The 20,888-nt window shown below is 67.5% G+C and carries 28 protein-coding genes and 1 tRNA gene; 15 read left to right on the forward strand and 14 right to left on the reverse strand.

Annotation, left to right across the window (positions count from 1 at the left end; genetic code table 11):
• The first annotated feature begins 70 nt into the window (after window positions 1-70).
• On the forward strand, window positions 71-247 hold the full coding sequence (locus NGM07_RS13450) for a DUF7501 family protein (protein ID WP_253512392.1): 177 nt from the start codon (window positions 71-73) through the stop codon (window positions 245-247).
• A gap of 84 nt (window positions 248-331) precedes the next feature.
• On the opposite strand, the gene NGM07_RS13455 is transcribed toward NGM07_RS13450, so the two are convergent.
• On the reverse strand, window positions 332-1,012 hold the full coding sequence (locus NGM07_RS13455; protein ID WP_253512395.1) for a class I SAM-dependent methyltransferase: 681 nt from the start codon (window positions 1,010-1,012) through the stop codon (window positions 332-334).
• 230 nt (window positions 1,013-1,242) lie between these two features.
• Here NGM07_RS13455 and NGM07_RS13460 point away from each other — a divergent pair, with 230 nt between their 5' ends.
• The 3 genes from NGM07_RS13460 to NGM07_RS13470 all read left to right on the forward strand — a co-directional run bounded on the left by NGM07_RS13460 (window position 1,243) and on the right by NGM07_RS13470 (window position 2,978).
• Window positions 1,243-1,683: a DUF2391 family protein gene (locus NGM07_RS13460; protein ID WP_253512397.1), complete on the forward strand. Its 441-nt coding sequence runs from the start codon at window positions 1,243-1,245 to the stop codon at window positions 1,681-1,683.
• 64 nt (window positions 1,684-1,747) lie between these two features.
• The gene (locus tag NGM07_RS13465; protein WP_253512400.1) at window positions 1,748-2,335 is read left to right on the forward strand and encodes a DUF7090 family protein; all 588 of its coding nucleotides are present in this window, start codon (window positions 1,748-1,750) and stop codon (window positions 2,333-2,335) included.
• A 133-nt stretch (window positions 2,336-2,468) separates the two neighbouring features.
• The gene (locus NGM07_RS13470) at window positions 2,469-2,978 is read left to right on the forward strand and encodes a hypothetical protein (protein ID WP_253512402.1); all 510 of its coding nucleotides are present in this window, start codon (window positions 2,469-2,471) and stop codon (window positions 2,976-2,978) included.
• A gap of 5 nt (window positions 2,979-2,983) precedes the next feature.
• On the opposite strand, the gene NGM07_RS13475 is transcribed toward NGM07_RS13470, so the two are convergent.
• Both NGM07_RS13475 and NGM07_RS13480 read right to left on the reverse strand, forming a co-directional pair.
• Window positions 2,984-3,445 carry a group I intron-associated PD-(D/E)XK endonuclease gene (locus NGM07_RS13475; RefSeq protein ID WP_253512404.1) on the reverse strand — a complete coding sequence of 154 codons (462 nt, stop codon included), beginning with the start codon at window positions 3,443-3,445 and terminating at the stop codon, window positions 2,984-2,986.
• A 215-nt stretch (window positions 3,446-3,660) separates the two neighbouring features.
• A complete protein-coding gene (locus NGM07_RS13480; protein WP_253512407.1) occupies window positions 3,661-3,864 on the reverse strand; it encodes a hypothetical protein in 204 nt (67 codons plus the stop codon).
• 16 nt (window positions 3,865-3,880) lie between these two features.
• On the opposite strand from NGM07_RS13480, the gene NGM07_RS13485 reads away from it, so the two are divergent.
• Window positions 3,881-4,069, forward strand: coding sequence for a hypothetical protein (locus NGM07_RS13485; RefSeq protein ID WP_253512410.1), 189 nt, complete (start codon window positions 3,881-3,883; stop codon window positions 4,067-4,069).
• Window positions 4,070-4,280: 211 nt separating this feature from the next.
• On the opposite strand, the gene NGM07_RS13490 is transcribed toward NGM07_RS13485, so the two are convergent.
• Window positions 4,281-4,393, reverse strand: a tRNA-Lys gene (locus NGM07_RS13490).
• A 96-nt stretch (window positions 4,394-4,489) separates the two neighbouring features.
• Between NGM07_RS13490 and NGM07_RS13495 the strand changes: the two genes are divergently transcribed.
• Window positions 4,490-5,800, forward strand: a complete 1,311-nt coding sequence (locus NGM07_RS13495) for a M20/M25/M40 family metallo-hydrolase (RefSeq protein WP_253512413.1) — start codon at window positions 4,490-4,492, stop codon at window positions 5,798-5,800.
• A 395-nt stretch (window positions 5,801-6,195) separates the two neighbouring features.
• Here NGM07_RS13495 and NGM07_RS13500 read toward each other — a convergent pair whose 3' ends face one another.
• Window positions 6,196-6,948, reverse strand: coding sequence for a DUF7119 family protein (locus NGM07_RS13500; protein ID WP_253512416.1), 753 nt, complete (start codon window positions 6,946-6,948; stop codon window positions 6,196-6,198).
• A 159-nt stretch (window positions 6,949-7,107) separates the two neighbouring features.
• Between NGM07_RS13500 and NGM07_RS13505 the strand changes: the two genes are divergently transcribed.
• The 3 genes from NGM07_RS13505 to NGM07_RS13515 all read left to right on the forward strand — a co-directional run bounded on the left by NGM07_RS13505 (window position 7,108) and on the right by NGM07_RS13515 (window position 9,289).
• Window positions 7,108-7,260, forward strand: a complete 153-nt coding sequence (locus NGM07_RS13505; protein WP_253512419.1) for a hypothetical protein — start codon at window positions 7,108-7,110, stop codon at window positions 7,258-7,260.
• 111 nt (window positions 7,261-7,371) lie between these two features.
• The gene (locus NGM07_RS13510; protein WP_253512421.1) at window positions 7,372-8,334 is read left to right on the forward strand and encodes an oxidoreductase; all 963 of its coding nucleotides are present in this window, start codon (window positions 7,372-7,374) and stop codon (window positions 8,332-8,334) included.
• A 151-nt stretch (window positions 8,335-8,485) separates the two neighbouring features.
• Window positions 8,486-9,289 carry a DUF7983 family protein gene (locus NGM07_RS13515; RefSeq protein WP_253512424.1) on the forward strand — a complete coding sequence of 268 codons (804 nt, stop codon included), beginning with the start codon at window positions 8,486-8,488 and terminating at the stop codon, window positions 9,287-9,289.
• A 48-nt stretch (window positions 9,290-9,337) separates the two neighbouring features.
• Here NGM07_RS13515 and NGM07_RS13520 read toward each other — a convergent pair whose 3' ends face one another.
• The 7 genes from NGM07_RS13520 to NGM07_RS13550 all read right to left on the reverse strand — a co-directional run bounded on the left by NGM07_RS13520 (window position 9,338) and on the right by NGM07_RS13550 (window position 15,134).
• Entirely contained in the window at window positions 9,338-10,675 is a 1,338-nt protein-coding gene (locus NGM07_RS13520) for an FIMAH domain-containing protein (protein ID WP_253512427.1), read from the reverse strand.
• 145 nt (window positions 10,676-10,820) lie between these two features.
• The gene (locus NGM07_RS13525; RefSeq protein ID WP_253512429.1) at window positions 10,821-12,116 is read right to left on the reverse strand and encodes an FIMAH domain-containing protein; all 1,296 of its coding nucleotides are present in this window, start codon (window positions 12,114-12,116) and stop codon (window positions 10,821-10,823) included.
• Window positions 12,117-12,474: 358 nt separating this feature from the next.
• Window positions 12,475-12,858 (reverse strand): helix-turn-helix domain-containing protein, encoded by a 384-nt coding sequence (locus NGM07_RS13530; protein WP_253512432.1) that lies wholly within the window; start codon window positions 12,856-12,858, stop codon window positions 12,475-12,477.
• 231 nt (window positions 12,859-13,089) lie between these two features.
• A complete protein-coding gene (locus tag NGM07_RS13535; RefSeq protein WP_253512434.1) occupies window positions 13,090-13,242 on the reverse strand; it encodes a hypothetical protein in 153 nt (50 codons plus the stop codon).
• Between the two features lie 306 nt (window positions 13,243-13,548).
• The gene (locus NGM07_RS13540; protein ID WP_253512437.1) at window positions 13,549-13,704 is read right to left on the reverse strand and encodes a hypothetical protein; all 156 of its coding nucleotides are present in this window, start codon (window positions 13,702-13,704) and stop codon (window positions 13,549-13,551) included.
• Between the two features lie 101 nt (window positions 13,705-13,805).
• Complete coding sequence (locus NGM07_RS13545; protein ID WP_253512441.1) at window positions 13,806-14,261, reverse strand: IS1096 element passenger TnpR family protein; 456 nt, start codon at window positions 14,259-14,261, stop codon at window positions 13,806-13,808.
• 99 nt (window positions 14,262-14,360) lie between these two features.
• Entirely contained in the window at window positions 14,361-15,134 is a 774-nt protein-coding gene (locus NGM07_RS13550) for a potassium channel family protein (RefSeq protein WP_256523805.1), read from the reverse strand.
• 155 nt (window positions 15,135-15,289) lie between these two features.
• On the opposite strand from NGM07_RS13550, the gene NGM07_RS13555 reads away from it, so the two are divergent.
• Window positions 15,290-16,111 (forward strand): hypothetical protein, encoded by an 822-nt coding sequence (locus NGM07_RS13555; RefSeq protein ID WP_253512444.1) that lies wholly within the window; start codon window positions 15,290-15,292, stop codon window positions 16,109-16,111.
• 78 nt (window positions 16,112-16,189) lie between these two features.
• Here NGM07_RS13555 and NGM07_RS25330 read toward each other — a convergent pair whose 3' ends face one another.
• Window positions 16,190-16,324: a hypothetical protein gene (locus tag NGM07_RS25330; RefSeq protein ID WP_256523807.1), complete on the reverse strand. Its 135-nt coding sequence runs from the start codon at window positions 16,322-16,324 to the stop codon at window positions 16,190-16,192.
• Window positions 16,325-16,647: 323 nt separating this feature from the next.
• Between NGM07_RS25330 and NGM07_RS13560 the strand changes: the two genes are divergently transcribed.
• The 5 genes from NGM07_RS13560 to NGM07_RS25335 all read left to right on the forward strand — a co-directional run bounded on the left by NGM07_RS13560 (window position 16,648) and on the right by NGM07_RS25335 (window position 20,598).
• Window positions 16,648-17,451: a hypothetical protein gene (locus NGM07_RS13560; protein ID WP_253512447.1), complete on the forward strand. Its 804-nt coding sequence runs from the start codon at window positions 16,648-16,650 to the stop codon at window positions 17,449-17,451.
• The gene (locus tag NGM07_RS13565) at window positions 17,448-17,990 is read left to right on the forward strand and encodes a hypothetical protein (protein ID WP_253512449.1); all 543 of its coding nucleotides are present in this window, start codon (window positions 17,448-17,450) and stop codon (window positions 17,988-17,990) included. Before NGM07_RS13560 ends, NGM07_RS13565 begins: the two co-directional genes overlap by 4 nt.
• Before the next feature lie 121 nt (window positions 17,991-18,111).
• Complete coding sequence (locus NGM07_RS13570) at window positions 18,112-19,545, forward strand: alkaline phosphatase D family protein (protein ID WP_253512452.1); 1,434 nt, start codon at window positions 18,112-18,114, stop codon at window positions 19,543-19,545.
• A 184-nt stretch (window positions 19,546-19,729) separates the two neighbouring features.
• A complete protein-coding gene (locus tag NGM07_RS13575) occupies window positions 19,730-20,311 on the forward strand; it encodes a hypothetical protein (protein WP_253512454.1) in 582 nt (193 codons plus the stop codon).
• Window positions 20,312-20,466: 155 nt separating this feature from the next.
• Window positions 20,467-20,598, forward strand: a complete 132-nt coding sequence (locus NGM07_RS25335) for a minichromosome maintenance protein MCM (protein WP_256523810.1) — start codon at window positions 20,467-20,469, stop codon at window positions 20,596-20,598.
• A gap of 127 nt (window positions 20,599-20,725) precedes the next feature.
• Here the strand turns inward: NGM07_RS25335 and NGM07_RS25340 are convergent, their stop codons facing one another.
• Entirely contained in the window at window positions 20,726-20,857 is a 132-nt protein-coding gene (locus tag NGM07_RS25340) for a DUF7556 family protein (RefSeq protein ID WP_256523812.1), read from the reverse strand.
• Window positions 20,858-20,888 lie beyond the last annotated feature (31 nt).

Genomic DNA, 20,888 nt, shown 5'->3' on the forward strand with positions numbered 1-20,888 from the left:
ATTAGGTAATTTATCCTCCCTAAAGGATATGGCGGCAAAATATAAACGCCTCGTCGGCCCACTCATAGCCATGAGCGCAACAGCGACTTGGAACGACCCGAACCACTGCCCGTTCTGCGGGACCGAACTCGCCGACCCCGGCGCGGGGTTCGTCGACCACATCGACGCGAGCGACGAGTGCGAGTCCGGTTTCGAGACGTGGCGGAGCAACGTCGCGGGCGACATCCGCGGCGGCTGGAGCGGGTAGAAGCCGTCGACCCCGTCAGAAGGGGCCTCGGTTTCACTGCTTTTGGGACATTCCGACGAGAAGAGGCAGAGGAGAGTTCGTTCGTCAGGGTGCGACGCCGACCGTCAGCAGCGTGCCGAACTCCCGATAGCGTTCGACCATCTCCTCTCGGGAGTCCCAGTCGTCGGTCGGGAACTCGCTCGCGTCGGGAATCTCGGTTTCGCGGTCGGGGACGTTGTCCTGCTCGGCGACGTACAGCCCAGCGTTCCGGAAGGCCTCCCGGTACTCCTCGGCCGACCAGCGGGTCATCTCCACGTCGATGAACTCCTGCCACTCGTGGGAGTGGACGTTCTCCTCGTAGTAGTTCACGGCGCAGAAGAAGGTACCGCCGGGCCGGAGGATTCTGCGTACTTCTTCGAGCACGTGCTCGGGGTCGTTGGCGTAGTAGAACGCCTCCATCGTGAAGACGTGGTCGACGCTATCGTCGGCGAACGGGAGGTAGTCGAAGTCGCCCACGAGGAAGCCGACCTGCGGGTCGTCGGTGTATCCGCGGGCGTTCCTGGCCATCTCGGGCGACCCGTCGAGGCCGTAAGCCCGTCCGGCGCGCTGGGTGTCCCGGAGCGCCCGGACCGCGTAGCCGCTTCCGGTGCCGAGGTCGAGCACGGTTTCGCCCTCCTCGACGGGCATGCGCGCCAGCACGTACTTGGCGGTGTGCCAGTGTCGGTCTTCCATCCCCCTGTCGCGGCCGTCGGCCGCCCACTCGTCGAACTCCTCGCGTACGCTCATGCGAGGTGGGAGACGCGCCAGCGACAAAACGGGTTCGGAACGACGTTTTGCAAGGGAGGCGCGGTACCGCGCCTCCCTTGCAAAACGTCGACGAAAAGCACTGCGCTCGTCCCTTCGGTCCTCGCTTGGCCCACTCGCTCACTTCGTTCGCTCGCGGTGATACCACACGGTCGCAAACCGCCCCGCTGGATGGCAGGAGCCTTTTGTTCGCTCGGTGTGTCACGTCGCGTATGGTCGGTCGGAAAAAGCGATACGCGCTGGCGGACTCGGCCCAGCAGATAGTCGGTGGCTTCCTGCTGGCCGGACCGTTCGTCGTCACCGAGGAGGTGTGGAATCTGGCCCGGGACATGACGTGGTTCCAGGCGGTCGCCACGGTCGGCATCGTCTTTCTCATCGGGTACGGCGCGCTCTACAAGGCGGACGCCGACCGCGACCCCGACCGGGAGGCGGAGGTCGTGGGCATCCCCACGCGGTTCATCTCGCTGATGCTGGTTTCGTTCGGGTCGGTCGCGATACTGGCGGTCGCGTTCGGCGCGCCCGACACCTTCCTCGGCGACACGTTCGTAGACGGCAAGCCGTCGATGGAGACGGTCGCCATCACGCTCCGGGCCGTCAGCGTCGGTGCGGTGTTCAGCGTCGTCGGTGCGGCCACCGCCGACAGCGTCTTTTGAACCGACTGTCACTTTCGCGAACCTACCCGCATTCTTAAGTCCGTACCCCGTATTACCCGACGATATGGACTATCGACTCGCCATCGAGAACGCGCCCGATACCGTCCCCGGTGGCACGGGCATCCTCCTCCTGCATCCGAGCACCGGCGAGACCGACCGCATCGACACCGACTTCCTGAAGACCGACACCGACAACTTCCTCGTCATCTCCACCCGGACCACCGCCCGGGAGGTCAAACAGAAACTCGACCACTACGACGTCGACGAGAGCAAGGCCCAGATCCTCGACACCCTGAGCATCGAACGGGGCTACTCCCGGCGGAGCACCGACAACGTCCACTACGTCTCCTCGCCCGACGACCTTGACGGCGTCCGGGAGGTCACCGAGCGGTTCCTCGAAACCACCGAGGGCAAGCGTCGTATCAGCCTCGATTCCATCACGGAGATGGCCTACTACGCCGACGAATCGCGGGTTCGGGAACTCGTCCAGGACGTCCTCGACCTGCTGGACGAACACGACGCCGTCGGCCTGTTCCATCTCTCGAAGGGCGTCCACGACGAGGTCCAGGTCGAGCAGTATCTCGGGATGTTCGACGCCATCGTGGACCTGGACCGCGACGGCAACGTCTCGACCGACTTCGAGGACCTGTAGGCGAGCGCGTTTCGCGGCGAGTCTCGGGGGTTCAGAGCGGGGCGTGGGTGAAGTCTCTAAAGGGCTGCTCGTCCGTCGAGAGGTCGTTTCGGTGTGGCATACTTATTAGTCAATAGACGAACAACTATCCCGCATGGATTCGCGGTCCCATCGACTGCGCGACCTGATGGTCGGCGAGGGACGGTCGAAGACGATGCGGGCGCTCGTTCTCGCGGGCGGATTCGTCGCCGCCGGCGCACTGCTCGAGTATCTCCTCCTTCTCACGTCGTTCGAGAACCCCGTCGTCGAACTTCTGCACGAGACGTTTCTCCTCGACGGATACCTTCCCGGCTGGCACGCGACGGGCGCGGTCTTCGTCGTCGGCTTCGCCGCCCTCCACGCCTATCTGAACGAGGGCTACCTCCCGAGCGTCCTCCTCGGTTGGAGTCCGGCGTACGGCAACCTCGCCTGGACCCTCGGGTCGCCGACCGAGGTCGCGAACTACTACCTCGACCCCGCCGCGGCGTTCGAACGCACGTTTCCGGAGGCGTTCGTCCTCGCGACGTGCGGATTCGTCCTGGGGGTCGGCTTTCGCTGGGTTCGAAGGCGGCGCGGCCACGTCGTATCGCCATCGGAATCGGACGAAGTGCAGTCTGCAGGTTGAATCCGCTACGTTGCAGGTTCGTTCGCTGAACGTTCGTCGCGAATCGACTCCACCCATCTCTCGACACTGTACTCGTCGGCCCAGTTGATGTTCGGCGAGTTCTTCTTCGACGGCTCTATTCGAAGCCCCATCGTCGTTTCGGGCGCTTCGGCTATCGGGACGACGAACGACTCCTCTATCGCCGGCGCGTAAACCGCGAACACGTCCACCTGTCCATCGTATCCCTCCTTCTCGATGGCTCTGGTCAACGTCCCCGAACTCCGTGTTTCGAACTGGACTCGCCCATTCTCCAACCTCCCTGTTTTTATCTGGACGCGGTGAAACTCCCCGCCTTCCTCGACCACGACATCGTATCGTTCGTTGTCACCGAAGGGTTCTAGTACTGCTAACCCTCGACGAACGAATTCGAAGATGATCGCCGCTTCGCTCCGCTGCCCTCGCTCTTTTGGATGGGTTCTCTCGCTCACGGTCGGAAAATAGTCGTTTCGACTAAAAATGATTGGAGCTGGTTTCGACCATAAATTGTGGTTTCTGGGCAACAGCGATACGCTATTATCCTATTTCGAGCGCAACAGATTCAACAGTTACCCGCGACCCAGACGTTTGGCAGTTGCTTCCAACCCAGATGATGCACTCGATTCACGGATTCCCGCGCACCCAGGTTCACCCCCTCCTTAGGTGTTTATACATCGACAGTATATACGAGAAGGTAGTCATGTCGAGAAACAATGAACCTACGGTATTTGACAAAGGACACGGACCACTCTCCAGCCTCGACGAACGAGGCGGCGGTGTAGTCGGCGCCCTCGGTGGTGCCGCGCTCGGCTTCCGTGCCGGCGGGCCCGCCGGCGCACTCGGCGGCTGGGCAGTCGGCGAAGCAGTCCACGACCCGGACCGATAGCATGGTCCGAGACAGCGTCAAAGCGCTCGCGATCGGCGTCATCATCATCGGTGTCGGGATGATTGCCGGTGGGTTCCAAGGAACGAGCATCGCGGTCCCCGCAGTCGAAGTCGGTGGTCAGCTCGTCCTAGTGGGATTCCTTGCGTTCATCGGCGGGGTTGCACTGGTCCGGCAGTGGGCCAAGGACTAACCCCTCTGTTTCCTCTGTAACCCATAAACCGTGGTTTCTCCCGGTAGAATACCTAGCAGGTACTGTTCATCGAATTCCTCGTAGAAGCGGGCCAGGAGGGATTTGAACCACCTGAAGACGCTTCCTCGCCGAAAGGCGAGAGTGCCTCTTCCGTCGTTCAAATCCAACCACGGCATCCGCTTTTCGTCACTCACTTCGTTCGTTCGAAAAGCGGGCCGGGAGGGATTTGAACCCCCGGCCGTCTGGTGTCTTCCACAACCACCCGAAACGGTGCGAGTAGTCGTGCTAAAAGCCAGACGCTCTGCCTAACTGAGCTACCGGCCCTCAATTTCCGGTTGCGTCCGCGAAGGTTAAACGTTTACTATCTGCGACCGGCCGCCATCCCGCAAAATTTACTCTCCGAGCCACTTTGACTCGGGCATGGACGAGGACTTCGCCGCACGCGACGCCGACTTCTGGGCGTTCGCCGAGAAACTGCTCGGGTTCGACACCACCGTCGGGAACGAAGCGCCCGCCAACCGGTGGTTCCGCGACACGCTGGACGAGATGGGCTTCGAAACCTACGAGTGGACCGCCGACGCCGAGGCGCTGGCGGCCCACTCGTCGTTCCCGGACGACCCGGCCGAGATCGAGGCGGCCGACCGGCCGAGCGTCGGCGGCGTCCTCGAATTCGGCGACCCCGAGGCGGGGCGGACGCTGGTGCTGAACGGCCACGTCGACGTGGTTCCGGCCGCCCGCGAGTCGTGGTCGTCAGACCCCTTCGACCCGGTCTGGAGCGAGGGAGAGACCGACGACGGTGAACGTCTGACCGCCCGCGGCGCGGCCGACATGAAGTGCGGACTTGCGGCGTGCGTCTTCGCCGCCGCGCACCTCCGGGACCTGCATGCCGACTCGGCGTCCGACTCGGACGCCGAGTCTGCGTCGAATCTGAACGGCCGCCTCGTGGTCGAGAGCGTCGTCGGCGAGGAGGAGGGCGGTATCGGCGCGGCCGCGTCGGCGCTGTCGAATCCTTACCCCTTCGAGCGCGACGCGGCCATCATCGCGGAACCGACCGAACTCCGGCCCATCGTCGCCTCGGAGGGGTCGGTGATGAAGCGACTGCGCCTCTCGGGGCGGTCGGCCCACGCCGCCTCGCGATGGCGCGGCGTGGACGTGCTGCCGTACTTCGAGGAGATTCGGCGGGCGTTCATGGAACTGGAAGCCGAGCGCGGCGAGACGGTGACCCACCCGCTGTACGAGGAGTTCCCGGTGTCCTGGCCGGTCGTGTTCGGCCGGGTCGACGCGGGCGACTGGGCGTCGAGCGTCCCCGCCGAACTCACCGCCGAACTGCGAATCGGCGTCGCCCCGGGCGAGACGGTCGCCGAGGTCGAGGCCCAGTTCGAGGACCGACTCGCCGAGATCGTCGCCGCCGACGAGTGGCTGGCAGAGCACCCTCCGGCGTTCGAGCGTTTCTCCATCCAGTTCGAGCCCTCCGAAATCGCCGCCGACGAACCGGTCGTCACCGCCCTCCAGGGCGCGATGGCCGAGAACGGTCTTTCAGACACCGAGGCGCGCGGCGCGACCTACGGCGCCGACGCCCGCCACTACATCGACGCCGGCATCCCGACCGTGATGTTCGGTCCCGGCACCATCGAGCAGGCCCACTTCCCCGACGAGTCCATCGTCTGGTCCGAGGTGCTGACCGCCGGTGAGGTGCTGGCTGGTGCGGCACGCGAGTTCTTGCGGGGGTGAGTGGCTTCGGGAGTCCGCGTTCTGCGGGCTTCGCCAGCGACCTCCGCCGCCGGAGAGCGACTTGTACGATGACGATGAAACCGCACTACGACCGCGACCGCGACAGCGACCGCAACGCAGACCGCGACCGCAGCGCAAACTGCGACTCGCACGACGCAACTGAGCATCTGCACCGCGACAGCCGCACGCCTCCCCAGCCGACTCCTTCGTGCCCTTTGGGCACTCAGTCGTCCCTCGCGCGTTTTGGCGTGCCACGGAGGGCACGCCAGCGCGCGCCGTAAGCAAATATCCGAACTCGCACATCTCCACAGCCGGCGTGGCGCGCGGACTTTCGAGGTGGTCCTCGTGCCGGTTACCGCGGTTCGGAACGAGCAACCACTAGACGCGAAAAGAGTTCACGAGAGCCATTCGTCGAGCGCGTCGGCAACGACCTCCTCGGGCTCTTTGCCCTCCATCGCGGCCGCCCGGCGGAGTTGCCGATACGTGTCGCTGGGGAGCGAGAGCGTCAACTCGCCCGGCGTCACGCCCTGTTCCGAAAGCGCCCGCTCGACCGGCGTGCCGCCGTTGACCGCGCTGGCGACCGAGCGCACCTCTCGCACGGTGAGGTCGCCGTCCAACACTGCCCAGGCGAGCTGAAAGCGGTCCTCGCCGCCGACGCGGGCGATGTGCTTGGCGGCGGTCGGCGCGATGTGACCCATGGCGACGTACCGCCGGATGGACTCGGGCAGGTCGTGGACCCGCGCCCACTTCCGGATGAACGCGACGGTCACCTCTGGACCGGCGCGCTCGGCCGCAGCCTTGTACGACCCCGCCCCGCGCACCAGCGCCGCGCAGGCAGCTGCGCCCCGGAGCATGAACACGTTGTCCTCGTCCCCCGCGGTGTTGGTCGCGAACTGCCGCACCGTCTCGGCGGCCTCGGCCACGCTCTCCTCGTCGGTGGGGTCGAACGCCTTGGCCTCCTGGGCGCGCCTGCCAGTGACCGCCTCGTCGCCGCGCACCACCGGTTGCCCGACGGGCGACTCGCGGTCGGTCGGCGGGCCTTCGCCCCGGGACGGCGGCCGTTCTTCGCGGGTCGACGACCCTCCCTCGCGGGGCGGGCCGTCCTCCCGGTCGGCCCGCCGACGGTCGTCGCGTTCGTCTCGACTCATCGTCCAGTCAGTCGCATCCCGTCGGCAAAAGTCCGTGGGTCCGGTTCGAGCCCGCAGTATTCGCCGGAGACTCGGAGACGCCCGCCGGGCGGAACGCCGACAGGTCACGGCGCGGCGACAACTGCTTTTCCCGTCGGGGTCCTTCGGCTCGTGAGAACCATGCGACTCGGACCCTTCCGCCGTTTGACCGAGAGGCTTCGCAGCGACGCCGAGGGAACCTACGTCTGCACGCTCTGCGGCGCGCGGTTCGACGACGGGCGGGTCGTCTGCCCGAAGTGCCGGGGGTTCGTGGTTTCGGCGGACGACGACTGAGCGTCGGCGCGTCGCGCCGACGCTCAGTCGTTCGAATCGACGCTCGTCGTCCGACGCGCCCCGTTCGACTCGACCCCGGGATTTCTGTGTCCCGAGTCCGTACGTCGCTCCATGGCTCGACAGGGAGACGAAGCGTGGCGAGCGATGCCCGACCAGGACGGGAAAGTGACGGTCGTCACCGGCGCGAACACCGGCCTCGGCTTCGAAGCGACGCGCGCGTTCGCCCACAAGGGCGCCCACGTCGTGATGGCGTGTCGCGACACGGACAAGGCGGCCGACGCGAGACACGACATCGAGCGAGAGGGGCCTCGCGGGTCGCTCGAAGTGGCGACGCTCGACCTCGCCGACCTCGAATCGGTCGAGGCGTTCGCCGAGGAGTTCCGGACCGACCACGAGGACCTGCACGTCCTCTGCAACAACGCCGGCGTGATGGCGATTCCGCGGAGCGAAACCGCGGACGGCTTCGAGACCCAGTTCGGCGTCAACCACCTCGGCCACTTCGCGCTGACCGGCCGCCTGTTCGACCGCCTGCGCGAAACCCCCGGCGAGACGCGCGTGATCACCCAGAGTAGCGGCCTCCACGAGAACGGCGACATCGACTTCGCCGACCTCCAGGGCGAGCGCTCCTACGACCCCTGGGACGCCTACGCCCAGAGCAAACTGGCGAACGTCCTGTTCGCCTACGAACTCGACCGCCGCCTGCGGGCCGCCGGGGTCGCCGACGTGGCGAGCGTCGCCTGCCACCCGGGGTACGCCGCCACCGACCTCCAGCGCCGCGGCCCCGAGAAATCGGGGTCGACGGTCCGGCTGTGGGCGATGAAGGCCGCGAACGCCGTGCTGGCCCAGAGCGCCGAGAAAGGCGCGCTCCCGATGCTGTACGCCGCCACCGCCGACGCCGTCGACGGCGGCGACTACGTCGGTCCCGGCGGCTTCCGGAACATGCGCGGACTCCCCGAGATACAGGCGTCCAGCGACCGGTCGTACGACCGCGACCTCGCGGCGCGACTCTGGGAGGTTTCAGAGGACCTGACCGGCGCGCGTTACGACCTCGAAGCCGCGCCGACGGCCGAGTAGTCGGTTCGACGACCGCCCGTGAAACCGGCACGTGCTGGCCGAGTAGCCGGGGCACGACCGCCGAGTCGTCGTCGCGCGACGACCGAGCGCCGCCGACACTTTCACTCCCTGCGAAGGTTTTTGTAGCGTCGGGCACCGAACTCCTCCCATCATGGAGACGACCGATTTCGACCCGGTCGCGTGCCCCGCGGCCGACTGCGACTACGAGGACGCGGTTCGCGACGTGGCCGCCCACGTCAGCCGTGCCGAGGACGACGGCCATTCGTGGGACCAACTCGGCTACGACGGCGCGCGCGACTTCGTGATGACCGAAAAACAGCGCCAGATGGACGGCGGGAGTGGCGGGCAGGCGGCCGACGGAGGAACGGCCGGCACCGCCGGAAGCGCCGGGTCCGGGCGGTCGCCCGCGGCCGCGGGCGACCACCCGGACGGATTCGGCGACGAGGGGGACGCCGAACCGTTCGAACTCGGCTTCGAGGAGGACGCGCTGGTACTGCTCGAACTCGTCCACGACTCGGAGTTCGAGACGCTCGACGACCTCGACCGCTCGGACCTCGTGGATCTCTACACCCTGCTGTCGGACCTCAAGAGCGCGGCCGACGACGCCCGCAAGGAGGTCCGCGACGAACTCAACCGCCAGATACCGGACGACGGGACGATTCCGGCGCGCCTCGGAAGCGTCCGGCGCTACACCTACAACCGCCGGAGTCTCAAGGACGAGCAGACGGTCAGGTCGGAACTCCAGCGCGCCGGCGTCGACCCCGACGCCGTCCGGACCTTCGACACGAGCAAGCTCAAGCAGGCCGCCGAGGACGGCCACCTCGACGAGGAGGCCGTCTTCGACTTCGAGGAGCGCACCCGCCTCCAGAAGGCCGATGCGAACCCCGAACAGCGCCGTCGGCGCTTCGAGGGCCTGTCGCCGGACCTGCGCTCGCTCGTGGAAGACGACGACTGACGAGTCCCGCACTCGCGGCGACGCGCCGACCCCGGACCGAGTCCGGGACTATCCGCATCCGAGGTGCTTGCGGAGCGCCTTCGTCTCCGGCTGGATGTCGTTCAGCGCGGTTTCGCTCACACCCTTGCCCTTGTTCGCGCCCAGTAGGTCGAGGAACTCTTTCAGCGTCGCGCAGGCCGCGGTCGTCTCGCCGGCGTCGATGCCGGCCTCGGCGTCGTCGAGCAGGGCGTTCAGGTCGGTCGCGATCGGCTGGTCGATGTCCCCGGAGAGCTGATACCGGTCGACCAGGTCGTACTGTCGCGCCACCGTGGTCCGCTCAACCTCGACCGGCACGGTGACCGTGGCTTCGGTTCCGAGGCTCTCCGGGTTGGCCGCGATGCGCACGTCGTAGCTGTCCGGCGGGACGTCGGCCGCCACCCGCAGCGTCGCCGTGGTCGTTCCGCCCTCGGCGAAGGCTCGGTCGACGCTGTTGTCCACGATGGTTATCCCGTCGGTGGGCGGGTCGACCCGGTCTATCGACAGTCCGGTGACGAACCCGTCGGGGTCCGTCGCGCCGACCTCGGCTTCGACCGCGTTCGTCTCGGTCACCTCGACCGGTTCGTAGAGGAACGTAATCGGCTCGTTCCGGTCCGAGACGGACACTGGCTCCTGGGGCGCGCCGACGGAGTCCGTCTCGTCGCCGCCCGGATACACCTCGAACGCCTGTACGAGTATCCACTTGCTCTCGTCGACGCCGGAGTCGGACGCGGCCTCGTAGTTGTTGTCGCTCGGGATGTTCAGCGGTCCGGGGTCGCCGACGACGTAGCAGACGTACGTCGTCTCTATCTCGAGTTCGAGGTCGCGCTCGATGGTGACGACCTCGCCGTCGACGAACACCTCCATCAGGTAGTCGCTCTCGGTGACGTCCGTGGCCTCCTGCCACTGGCCGCGTCCGAGCGTGCCGCTCCGGGGGTCGTCCGGAATTCGGGGCGTCTCGCCGTTCTGGGAGATGCGCCAGTCTATCTCCTCGTGCAGGGAGTTGTGCCTGACGACGAATCGCGCGTCGGTCGACGGCGAGTAGTCGTTCCGGTATATCGACAGTCGGTACTCGAAATCCCCGACCCGGTGGAGAACCGCAGAGTAGCTATCGCCCTCGGTGAGGTCGACGGAGGCCGAGGCGAGTACCTCCCCGTTCGGGTCGTCCTTGGGTCTGACTTCGAAGGTGTAGGTTCCGTACGGCCGGTCGGCGGTGCCGTCGATACCGAGTTCCGGCCCGATGCTCAGCGGCTTGACGTCGTCGATGTACGGTACGTCGGCGTAGTTGACGTACACGTCGACGGCCCTGCCGGTGCCGTTGACCATCCAGCAGCGCGCCTTCTCCGTCGGCATGTCCTTCTCGTCTACCATCCGTGGTCGTCGCTCCGAGGTGCGGGGTGAAAAGCCGGCGAGACGCGATAGTTCGATATCAGATGCGGGGTGGTAGCCTCGCGGCCGGCGGGCAGGCCCGCCGGCCGCGAGTGCCACCGCCCGCGGTCCGGATTTCGTGGCCGACTTATCCGCACCCGAGGTGCTTGCGCATCGCCTTCGTCTCCGTCTCGATGTCGACTGCGGCCGCGACGCTGATTCCCTCGTCCTTGTTCTCGCCGACGACCGTGACGACGCGCTTCAACGCGTCGCACGCCTCCGCGAGTTCGCCGGCGTCGAGGTGCACCACGGCGTCGTCGAGGCTGTCGCGGAGCTGTGCGGCGATTTCGTCGGTCATCTCGCCGGCCTCGCGGTACCGGTCGACCAGGTTTCGCAGGCGGTGGACGGTGATCTTCTTCACCTTGACCGACCGCGTGCAGGTCGCTCGTTCACCCAGTCCCTCGGGGTTGGCGACGAGTTCGACGTCGTAGTCGCCCGGCGGAACCTTCGGCCGCACCGTCAGCGTGCCGGTGGTGATACCGCCGATGGCGTACGCCCGCTCGACGCTCTCGTCGGGAATCTTGAAACCGTCCGAGTACGGTTCCACCTCTCCGACCGCGAGGTCGGCGACGATGCCGTCGGGGTCGGTGGCTTCGACCGTCGTCTCGGCCCGGTTGGTGTGGTACAGTTCGAGTTCCCTGCAGGCGAACTGTATCGTCTGGTTCCGGTCGGTGGTCGCGTACGGCTCGGCGGGCGGGGTGACGACGTCGTCGCGGTCGGGTCCCGACTGGACCTGGAACTCCTGTCGGAAGATGTGGTCCTCCTTCTCGTCGGAGCCCATCCACCACTTCGGGTCGTCGACCAGGTAGACCACTATCGCGCGGTTGGCTTCGAGTTCGAGGTCCTGGCGGAAGGCGACCACCTTCCCGTCGACGACGATTTCGAGGCGGTAGTCGTTCTCGGTGACGTCGATGGCCTGCTGCCACTGGGCGCGCGAGAGGCTCCCGCTCCGCTCGTCGTCCGAGATGCGGGGGTCGGCTTCGGACTTCGGGAACAGCCGCCAGTCGATCCGCTCGGGCGCGCCGGTGTGGCGGATTTCGAACCGGGAGTCGTCGGACGGCGAAAAGTCGTTCTCGTAGACCGACAGCTCGTAGGTCGCGTCGTCGGACCGGTGGAAGACGGCGGAGTAGCTGTCGCCCTCGGTGAACTCGACGGAGACCGACGCGAGGACCTCCCCGTCGAGGTTCCCCTCCGCGCGGGCCTCGAACGTGTACGTCCCGTACGTTCCGTTGGCGTCCGAGTCGATGGAGAACACTCCCTGGTCCTCGGTCGGTTGGATGGTCGTGAGCGGCGTCTCGCGGTAGTTGACGTAGACGTCTACGGCCCGGTCGGCCGTGTTCAACAGCCAGCACCGCGCGTCTTGCGTCGGTCGTTCGTTCGTCATCTACGGTCGGAGAGTGGCCCGGCGGCGGGATAAGCGGGTGAAACGTGACGGTCCGCCGTCCGGTCGAGGTACCGGCGGCCGTTCGAGTCCGGTCGTCAGTCGTCCTCCGACCCCGTCGCCGGTCGTCCGAGTCCCCGCCGGCCACGGTCGTCGCCGGCGGCGGTCGGTCGTCTCCGTCCGTCGATTCCACAGCGAATTCGGGTGAGGCGGCGGGCGCGCACCGCCGAGAGCGGAGTCATTCTCGACCGCACGTAGCCGACGCCCGCACTTGACTCGGCGACGCAGTCCGGCGAAGCGGACGGTTCCGCGGTCGCCGGACGAGGTGAACCCGCGTCCGGCGACGCCGTCGGCCGACCGGTCACCGCTCCAGTTGGACGCCGCAGGTCCACTCCAGCGTCTGGGTCACCTTCCGGAGAACGCGGTCCGCGTCGTCGGTCAGCAGGTAGGCGTTGGTGCGCCCGTCGATGAACGACTTCTCGACCAGGTCGAGTTCGACGAGTTCGTCGAGGTTCCGGTAGAGTCGAGCGTGGTCGACGCTGCACTCGTAGTAGTCCGAGACGGCGTCCATGATGCAGGTGCCGCTCGACGGCGACCCCTCGCCGTCGAGCAGTTTGATCATCACCAGCAGGTCGCGCTGGAATCCCGACAACGCGGTCCACCGGACGGCGGCGGCGTCGTCGGTGGCCGCCATCGCGGGCGGTCTGTCGGGGCGTCGTCCGTCCGGTCGCTCGTCCGTTTGCATGGGTATCTCTGGTCGCGTCGGAATCTCCGAATCGGTTCGTCACGTCGCTCGGGCGCCGTTCCGTTCGCTTCGCTAGTGGAGCGAACCGTCGTCGCAAATAATCTTGCTCACGCACCGGAAGTGAAAGTGAACGCGCGAGGCCCCGAAACGGGCGCTATCAGGGGCGACGGCGCGGCGGTCGGGTCGAAAAAACGAGGTGGGTGCCGGTTCTGACGGTGCGGACTCCGACTCTCAGTCCGCGCCCTTCTTGCTCGTCAACACCCACGCGATGGCGATGATGACTATCGCGACGATGACGACGCCGAGGAGGAGGGTGGGGTCGATTCCGCCTCCGCTCGCCGCGAGTACGGTACTTCCGAGCGCTGCCGTCTTGGACGTGATCATGTCGATCACGCTTGGACCCAGCGGACATCCGGTAAAGACTCCGTGAGACCGTCCAGCGGACCGGAACGTGTCCCGAGACGGGCACGAGGTGGAGTCGGTTCCGGACGACGGGACCGGCTGAATCGACGCACTCGCGTCGATTCAGCCGGCTCTTGAGTAACTCCGCCGTCCCCTACGGTCGCTCGGTCGTGCGGTATCCGCCAGAAACGTGGCCGTTCGGATTCGAGGGTGAACGACCGCTCGCCGCGTCGCCGTCCGCTCGGATTCTTCGAGGCCGCCCTCGCGCCGTCCCTTCGCCCCGAGCGTTCAGTGCTCGCTCGCGACGGCCAGCGCGTCCTCGACGTTCGCCAGGAACTGTCGGAGTTCGTCGAAATCCTCGGACGCGTCGGCGTTCTCGTCGAGAGTTTCCGAGAGGCGCTGCACCTGCTCTATCGCCGTCTGAACGTCTGTTGATTCGGACATGTTCTCGTCTCGTCGACGGACGTATAAATGTCCAACAACTGTCCGGTCGAGCGGACTGTCCGGAACGGCCGCACGTCCGCCGACAACAGGGCGTTGCGCGGTCACCCGTCGCGGTTCGACGGTCGGAGCAGGTCGACGTCGCCCTTCCTGCCGACCACCGCCGGCGGCGTCGCGTCCGGTCGGTCGTCGTCGATTCGGTCGAGGGTCGCGTAGAACCGCCACTCTTCGACGTAGTCGAACAGGTAGCAGATGCGGCCCCACCGTTCGAGGCCGAACTCCGCGACGGTCACCGTGGCCGCGTCGAGCACGTCCTCGTCCCACCGCATCGCCCCGCCGCTCGACAGTTCGCCGTACTCGCGGGGCGACTGGTACTTCACCGGACTCTCCCAGTAGTCCCGGTCGGTGCCGAAGAACCAGAGCCGGTCTTCTTCGAGTCCGACCGCCTCGGCGATGGTCTCGTGGAACTCCAGGAGCGTCCGGTCGCCTCCAATTTCGAAGTCGCGCCAGAACGTCCCCGACGACCGCTCGGACTTCACCCGGAACCGGTAGGCCGCCATGCGAGTGGGTGGTAATCGGTTGTGCATACGTTTTTTGGTGGTTTGGTGGTCCGGTCCGTCGCTCGTCGCTACTCGCGTCGCCCCGACGTTCCTCCCGCGCTACTCCTCGCGCCGCCGGCCGCAGTGGGGACACCGCTCGGGCTTCGACCCGGTTTCCTCGAGGATGCCGGAGACGAGGATGCTCGACGGGACCGCGGCGACGCCGAGGCTCAGGAGCGAGACGACGACCCCGAGCGACCGACCGAGCGGCGTCACCGGGTAGACGTCGCCGTATCCGACGGTCGTTATCGTCATCCCGGCCCACCAGAGGGCGGCCGGGATGGACGAGAACGCCTCCGGTTGGGCCTCGTGCTCGGCGAAGTAGACCGAACTCGCCGCCAGCAGCCACAGGAGCGTCGTCGCGAACGCCGAGGCGACCAAGTCGGCGCGCTTGCGACGGAGGACTCGGACGAGCAGGTCGACGCCGTCGAAGTACCGGACGAGTTTGAGGAGCCTGAGGACCCGGAGGAGGCTCGAAGAGCCGAGCCCGCCGACGCCCGTCGCCAGTCCGACGTAGAACGGCAGAATCGCGAAGAGGTCCACACCGAGGTGCGGGTCCGCGAGCCCCGAGCGGTCGCCCCCGCGAGCCAATCGCCACGTCACCCGGGCGACGAACTCCGCGGTGAACGCGCCGACCGCGAAGCACTCGACGGCCCGGAGGAGCCCGCCGTACCGGAGCGCGATTGAGTCCACCGTGCCGAGGACGACCGCCGCCGTGTTGGCGACGACGAGCGCCAGTATCGACCGCTCGACCGCGGTCGCCGTTCGTTCGTCGCCGACGGTTTCGGCGATTCGGTGGACGACGCGCTCGGCGGCGCGTTCGAGGCGCTTCATCTGCTGTCACCCGTCACACTTCTCGCGCGGCGGTCGCGCACTGCGCGACCGCCGCGCGCCACGTGTTTGCCGCGCGTCACGTATCCGCCGCGCACCACGTGTCCGCCGCGCATCACGTATCCGGGGTACATGTGCACGCTCGCGCTACCGCCGGTATGGTCTGGAGCCTCGTCCTCGGCTCCGTCATCAGCGCGCTGGCGGGACTGACCATGGCGTTCACGACGGCACTGCTCACCGACCACCGCGAGAAGCGACAGTGGCTCAGAACGAAGGTGTACCAGCCGCTGTACGGCGAACTCACCGAGGTCATCTCCGGGGAGATTCCCGGCGACGGCCGCGAGTACTCGTCGCTGTGGGCCGACTTCGGCTACTACAAGACGCACAGCGTCGACTCCGAACTCGCCGACGCGCTCGACGGCTACGCCAGCCACGTCAGCGAACTCTCCGGGCGAGAGCGCCGCGCCGACGTCGACGCGTTCGTCGCGGCGCTCCCCGACTACGTCTGCGAGGACGGGGACGCCGTCGCCGAACTCCCCTCCGGGCGCACCGTCGACGTCCGGACGTGGCTCAAGCGCAACCTCGTCGTCCTCTCGACCGCCCCGTCGTTCCGGGCGGAGGCGTTCGGTTTCGACCCGGCGGACCTCGACTATCTCTGGGCCGAAGTCGACGACCTGTCGGCCGACGACGTCCGAGGGGAACCCTTCGACACCGCCGAGGCGCTCGAAGCCGTCTCCAAGGAGTTCAACTGGGGGTACGAGGCGCTCTACCACCGCTGGAACGACGGCTGGGCGGAGGACCTCGCGGCCGCCCTCCTCGCGGCCGTCGAGCGCCCCGGCAGCGACGTGCAGGCGGCGCTGTTGCTCCGGCGCGACGTCGGCGCGACGGCGAGCGAACTCAAGCGCATGATACGCGACCGAACGGACGTGGGGCTGTTCCGCAGCCTCTGGGACGACTGGAATCGGCGGCGAATCCGATGACCGCGCTCGCGGCGAGCGGGGGTCGTCGGCCTCCGACGGCCCGCCCGGCCCCGAGACGGGTGGTTCGACCGCCATCGCTCACGGAGGGACGGTCGCCCGCTCGTCCGCGGCCGATTCCCGGTCCGGTTCGAGCGCCGGTCCACCGTCCGTGCCGCGTTCGCCGGCCCGCGCGGGTCGGCGAACGCGACCGTCGGCGGCGCACAGCGAAGCCATACGCCGACTTGCCCGCGCGCTCACAAGTACTCCTTCGACGTTCCGCCAGCCGAACAGGTCGGGTCCGGGCCCGCGACGTTGGCGGTCGGTGCAGGCGGTCGGTGCAGGCGGTCGTTGCTGGCGGTCGTTGCTGGCGGTCGGCGTCCGCGAGACGCGGCGACGCTGTCGTCGGGACGTGGTTCCGCGGCGAACCGTCCACTTTCCGCGCCAATCTGGCGTGGTCTTTACGGACGACGTCGAAACCGCAGTCACGAGACGGCGCCCGTCGACACCCTCGCCGTCTGGGAGTTCGACCCCCGAACCACGCCCACGACAGATACCATATGAAACGGCCGTCGGACCTCGCGGAGATAGTGGAGTACCTGACCTTCGGGAGACAGTCGCGATTGCTCTTCCGGGTGTGGACGCTACAGATAGTCCTCGTCTTCTTCGAGGTGCAGGCTCTCCGGGGCGTCCATCCGGCGGTCGAACGCCAAGTCGGCGCTTCGGCCGTTGCCGCGGCCTACGCCGCGGTCGGGGCGCTCGCGCTGTTCGCCATCGTCGCGTTCGTCCACCGAATGAGCCGGCTGACCTTCGCGGCGACGTTCCGGAGTCCGCTCCAGGTGGGACTGTCGCTGCTGAGCTATCTCGTCGTCGCCGGCGGCACGGTCGTCCCGCTCGTCTCGGTGCCGGGCGTGCCGCCGTCGTTCGTCGGCGGCGCGACCGTCTCGAAACTGTCGCTCGTCCCGATGGTGACGGTCACCTTCGCCGCGCTCCTCGCCGTGGGGTTCTACGCCCTCTTCGACTTGGAGGACTCGCCGTCACGGCGGGAGATACGGACGACGCTCCGGAACTGGGTGCGGGTCCTCGACTGGGTCGACGAACCCGAGGGCTCGCAGGCCAAGCGAGAGCGCTACACCGAGTTCCGCGAGCGCACGGCGGAACTGTCCCGGCTTCTGGAGTACGCCGTCACCGAGGAGGGCGGGCGGCTCCGGGACGACTTCGAGGACTGGCTCGACGCCTTTCGGGACCGGAGCCCGCTCTCCCAGGAGGCCATCGTCCGCGGGAACGTACGGAACGAGCGGCTGGAACGGCACCACGAGGAGCTGATTCGACTCGTCGAGCGCTTCGAACGCATACAGGAATGATAGACAGATACGAGACGCCGGACGAAGCGATTCCCCACGAGACGACCGTGCTCGTCCTGACTGAAACCGAAACCTGCTTCGGCGAACCCTTCGCGGCGCTGTTCGAGGAGGTGCGTTCGCAGATCGCCTGCGACAAGCTCCTCGTCGAGGACCACTACCGGTCGGCCGGGAATCTCCCGGACTACGACGTGCTCATCCAGTACGGCGTCTGGCTCGTCCACTACAGCTCCCTGCTGGCGGAGGGTTCGCCGTCCATCCGGTCGTACCTTGAGAACGAGTCGGTGCCCGACGAGACGCAGGTCCTCGTCGTGTTCGACACCGACGACGAGCGGTTGGCCTCCAACGCCGAGGAGGGCCTGGAGACCGAGTACAGCGACCGACTGACAGTCGTCTCCACCCGGAACGAACTGGTCTACTACCTCCTGGGCCACTTCAACACCGCCACGCCGTGCAGCGCCGCCGGACTCGACTACCTGGTGTCGTGGAACAACAAGATGTCCGACTTCGTCGGGCCGTACCGCGACGTGGACCGCGACTGACCGGCCATCCGGTCGAGGAGGTCCTTCGGCCCCGGCGTCCGCTCTCCACCGGGACCGTCCGCGGCGCTATCGAATTTCGCCCCCTTATCCACCGAGCGGCCGACGTTCCGGTCGAACGAAGATGTTCACAGGACCCGACGAATCCACGCCCGTGCGCGACCCCGTCCCCGAACGCCTCACCGCCGTCGACCTCCCCCACGGCGTCGCGGCCGGCGACGTGACGCCCCGGAGCGCGGTCGTCTGGACCCGCTCCGACGGTCCGGCGACGGTCCACGTCGAGTACAGCCCCGACCCGACGTTCTCGCGGTCGCGGTGCGTGAACCCCGTCGCGGTCGGCGAGGACACCGACTGCACCGCGACGGTCAGACTGGCGGACCTCGCGCCCGGGCGAACGTACTTCTACCGCGTCTGGGCGCTCCGTGGCGACGGAGCCTCGCGGCTGTTCGCCGCCCCCGGAGACGCGACGACCGGGCGCTTCAGAACGCCGCCGTCGCCGGACGCCGACGAGTCCGTCTCGTTCACCTGGGGCGGCGATACGTACGGCCAGGGCCGGATGCCGCCTTACCAGTCGTTCCGGGCGATGGAGATGCTCGACCCGGACTTCTTTCTCTACGAGGGCGACACGATATACGCCGACTGCGAGTCGCCCGCGCTCCCCGACGGCAACCCCGAAACCGTCGCGGACTACCGCGCGAAGTACCGCGAGATGCGCGAGCGGGGGACCCACCTCCGGTCGCTCCTCGAAACCACATCGGTCGTCTCCATCTGGGACGACCACGAGGTCGGCAACGACTGGGCGGGCACCGTCGAACCCCGACTCCCGGCGGCCAGGCGGGCGTTCACCGAGTACTGGCCGGTCGACGACCACCCGTCGGTTACGGGCGAGGACGCCCGCCGCCTCTACCGGTCGTTCCGGTGGGGCGCGGCCGCCGAACTGTTCATCCTCGACACTCGCCAGTACCGCGACGACAACGCGATGGCCGACGGCCCGGAGAAGACGATGCTCGGCGACGACCAGCGCGAGTGGTTGAAGGAATCGCTCGCCGGGACCGACGCGACGTTCGCGCTGGTCGCCAGCACCACCTCGCTGGCGAGCGTCTCCAGCGGGGCCGACGAACGCGACTCGTGGGCCTCCGGCGGGTCCGAAACCGGCTTCGAGCACGAACTCCGCGACATCGTCGACTTCGTCGCCGAGAACGTCGAGAGTACGGTCGTCTGGCTCACCGGCGACCGCCACTTCGCCCGGTTCCTCTCCTACGACCTCGACGACGACGGCGACCCGGAGATGTACGAGGCGCTGGCGTCGCCCATCGGGGCGGCCCCGCGCGACCCGTCCGACTACGACCCCGACGAGACGTTCTCGCCGACCGTCCACTACGAGGAGGGCGGCAAGTACGAGGGCGGGGAGTTCTACAACTTCGGCTACGCCGTGGCGAACACCGACGCCCTCGAACTAGGGTTCCACGACAAGTTCGGCGAACAGCGGTGCGCGGTCCGTATCGAACCCGATGCCGACGACCCCCTGTCGGTGAATCGCCGCCACGACGGCGGGTGAGCGCGTCGCGATTGTCGCGGTCGCGGTTGTCACGGTCGCGGCCGCCGCCGACGTAGTCCGCGGTGCGGTCGGCGTCGGCGACGCCGACCGCACCGCGGACCCTCCTTCTTGCTGCCGGGACCGTCCATCGTTCCGTCACGTGTTCCGTCGATATGGCCGCCCGGCGGCAACGTCCGCTCGACCGATGGACCTCATCGCGATACTCCTGTCGATGCCCGTCGTCTCGCGGGTTCTCCTCGCACCGGTCGCCGTCGCCGCCGCGGTCCAGCGACGCCTCGGACCGAGAGCGAAACCGCTGGAGCGCTGGCGCCAGCGACTCTGGCGCCTCGCGCGCGGACCCTTCCGACTCGTCGGCGGATACACCACCGAGCGGACGACGACCGGTGAGTACGTCTGCTCGGTCGACGCCTCGCCCGAGACGCTCGAAACCCACCTCTGGCGCGGGGGGTTCCACCGGAACCTGCTCGCGGCCAAGAAGTACCGGGACGCTCCGGAGAGGGTGCAGTGGTCGGACTCCTCGTGGGTGTACCGCGACGACTTCCTGGCGGACGAACAGCTTCACGTCACGCTGTTCCGGCGACCGTCCGGCGTCGACTGCTACGTCCACGCCGAGCCGTCGAACGTCACGCGGCCGCTCGACCACTGGCAGCGCCGCGGGAAGGTCGAGGGCGACCCCGACCGGACGCTCCGGGACGCGCTCGCCGCGGCCGGCATCGAGTACCGACGGGACGTCCCGGCGCTGCCGGACGGGGCGCCCGCGGAGTGATCCGGTTCCGGCGCTGGGTTCGGTCGTTCGGTCCGGGGTCGTCGGACCGAGGTTGGAGCACCAATCGATAGTCGACTATCACGAGTTCACGGTTCTAGTGTCCGCTCCGATTACGTCACGGTAGCTCCGCCGAGCCTCGGCGGGGCACCCTCCCCATGAGCAACTCGACTCGATTCACGTGCCCGAACTGCGACGAGCGGCACTCCATCGTCGTACAGGACGACTCGAAGACGACTCACCTCGACTGTCCGAACTGCGGGGAGTCCGTCGTCCCCGTCTTCGGATAGCGAACGCGACCGGCCGCCGCCCGCCGCGGTGCCGGGGTACCGCCGCGGCGGGCGGTGGCGTGTCGACGCTCCGTCGGCAATCTGTACACTTCGCTCAGAATGCGACGGTTTCGCCGTTTCTCTCGACTCACCGCCACTCGTCCAGCGACGTCGACTCGTCGTCGCGGACGCAGAGCCACGCGTTCGGCCGTTCGGGGTCGGCGACGACGAACTGGAGTTCTCCGTCGAACCGCTCGCGGAACGTGACGAGGTCGGCCATACGCGTCGTAGTCGCTCGGCCGAGAAGTACG

This window comes from Halorussus vallis (assembly GCF_024138165.1).
GTDB classification, from domain to species: Archaea; Halobacteriota; Halobacteria; order Halobacteriales; family Haladaptataceae; genus Halorussus; species Halorussus vallis.

Coding starts and splice junctions, on each gene's coding strand:
- NGM07_RS13450 (WP_253512392.1), top strand. CDS start 71: ATGAGCGCAACAGCGACTTGGAACGACCCGAACCACTGCCCGTTCTGC.
- NGM07_RS13455 (WP_253512395.1), bottom strand. CDS start 1,012: ATGAGCGTACGCGAGGAGTTCGACGAGTGGGCGGCCGACGGCCGCGAC.
- NGM07_RS13460 (WP_253512397.1), top strand. CDS start 1,243: ATGGTCGGTCGGAAAAAGCGATACGCGCTGGCGGACTCGGCCCAGCAG.
- NGM07_RS13465 (WP_253512400.1), top strand. CDS start 1,748: ATGGACTATCGACTCGCCATCGAGAACGCGCCCGATACCGTCCCCGGT.
- NGM07_RS13470 (WP_253512402.1), top strand. CDS start 2,469: ATGGATTCGCGGTCCCATCGACTGCGCGACCTGATGGTCGGCGAGGGA.
- NGM07_RS13485 (WP_253512410.1), top strand. CDS start 3,881: ATGGTCCGAGACAGCGTCAAAGCGCTCGCGATCGGCGTCATCATCATC.
- NGM07_RS13495 (WP_253512413.1), top strand. CDS start 4,490: ATGGACGAGGACTTCGCCGCACGCGACGCCGACTTCTGGGCGTTCGCC.
- NGM07_RS13500 (WP_253512416.1), bottom strand. CDS start 6,948: ATGAGTCGAGACGAACGCGACGACCGTCGGCGGGCCGACCGGGAGGAC.
- NGM07_RS13505 (WP_253512419.1), top strand. CDS start 7,108: ATGCGACTCGGACCCTTCCGCCGTTTGACCGAGAGGCTTCGCAGCGAC.
- NGM07_RS13510 (WP_253512421.1), top strand. CDS start 7,372: ATGGCTCGACAGGGAGACGAAGCGTGGCGAGCGATGCCCGACCAGGAC.
- NGM07_RS13515 (WP_253512424.1), top strand. CDS start 8,486: ATGGAGACGACCGATTTCGACCCGGTCGCGTGCCCCGCGGCCGACTGC.
- NGM07_RS13520 (WP_253512427.1), bottom strand. CDS start 10,675: ATGGTAGACGAGAAGGACATGCCGACGGAGAAGGCGCGCTGCTGGATG.
- NGM07_RS13525 (WP_253512429.1), bottom strand. CDS start 12,116: ATGACGAACGAACGACCGACGCAAGACGCGCGGTGCTGGCTGTTGAAC.
- NGM07_RS13530 (WP_253512432.1), bottom strand. CDS start 12,858: ATGCAAACGGACGAGCGACCGGACGGACGACGCCCCGACAGACCGCCC.
- NGM07_RS13535 (WP_253512434.1), bottom strand. CDS start 13,242: ATGATCACGTCCAAGACGGCAGCGCTCGGAAGTACCGTACTCGCGGCG.
- NGM07_RS13540 (WP_253512437.1), bottom strand. CDS start 13,704: ATGTCCGAATCAACAGACGTTCAGACGGCGATAGAGCAGGTGCAGCGC.
- NGM07_RS13545 (WP_253512441.1), bottom strand. CDS start 14,261: ATGGCGGCCTACCGGTTCCGGGTGAAGTCCGAGCGGTCGTCGGGGACG.
- NGM07_RS13550 (WP_256523805.1), bottom strand. CDS start 15,134: ATGAAGCGCCTCGAACGCGCCGCCGAGCGCGTCGTCCACCGAATCGCC.
- NGM07_RS13555 (WP_253512444.1), top strand. CDS start 15,290: ATGGTCTGGAGCCTCGTCCTCGGCTCCGTCATCAGCGCGCTGGCGGGA.
- NGM07_RS25330 (WP_256523807.1), bottom strand. CDS start 16,324: ATGGCTTCGCTGTGCGCCGCCGACGGTCGCGTTCGCCGACCCGCGCGG.
- NGM07_RS13560 (WP_253512447.1), top strand. CDS start 16,648: ATGAAACGGCCGTCGGACCTCGCGGAGATAGTGGAGTACCTGACCTTC.
- NGM07_RS13565 (WP_253512449.1), top strand. CDS start 17,448: ATGATAGACAGATACGAGACGCCGGACGAAGCGATTCCCCACGAGACG.
- NGM07_RS13570 (WP_253512452.1), top strand. CDS start 18,112: ATGTTCACAGGACCCGACGAATCCACGCCCGTGCGCGACCCCGTCCCC.
- NGM07_RS13575 (WP_253512454.1), top strand. CDS start 19,730: ATGGACCTCATCGCGATACTCCTGTCGATGCCCGTCGTCTCGCGGGTT.
- NGM07_RS25335 (WP_256523810.1), top strand. CDS start 20,467: ATGAGCAACTCGACTCGATTCACGTGCCCGAACTGCGACGAGCGGCAC.
- NGM07_RS25340 (WP_256523812.1), bottom strand. CDS start 20,857: ATGGCCGACCTCGTCACGTTCCGCGAGCGGTTCGACGGAGAACTCCAG.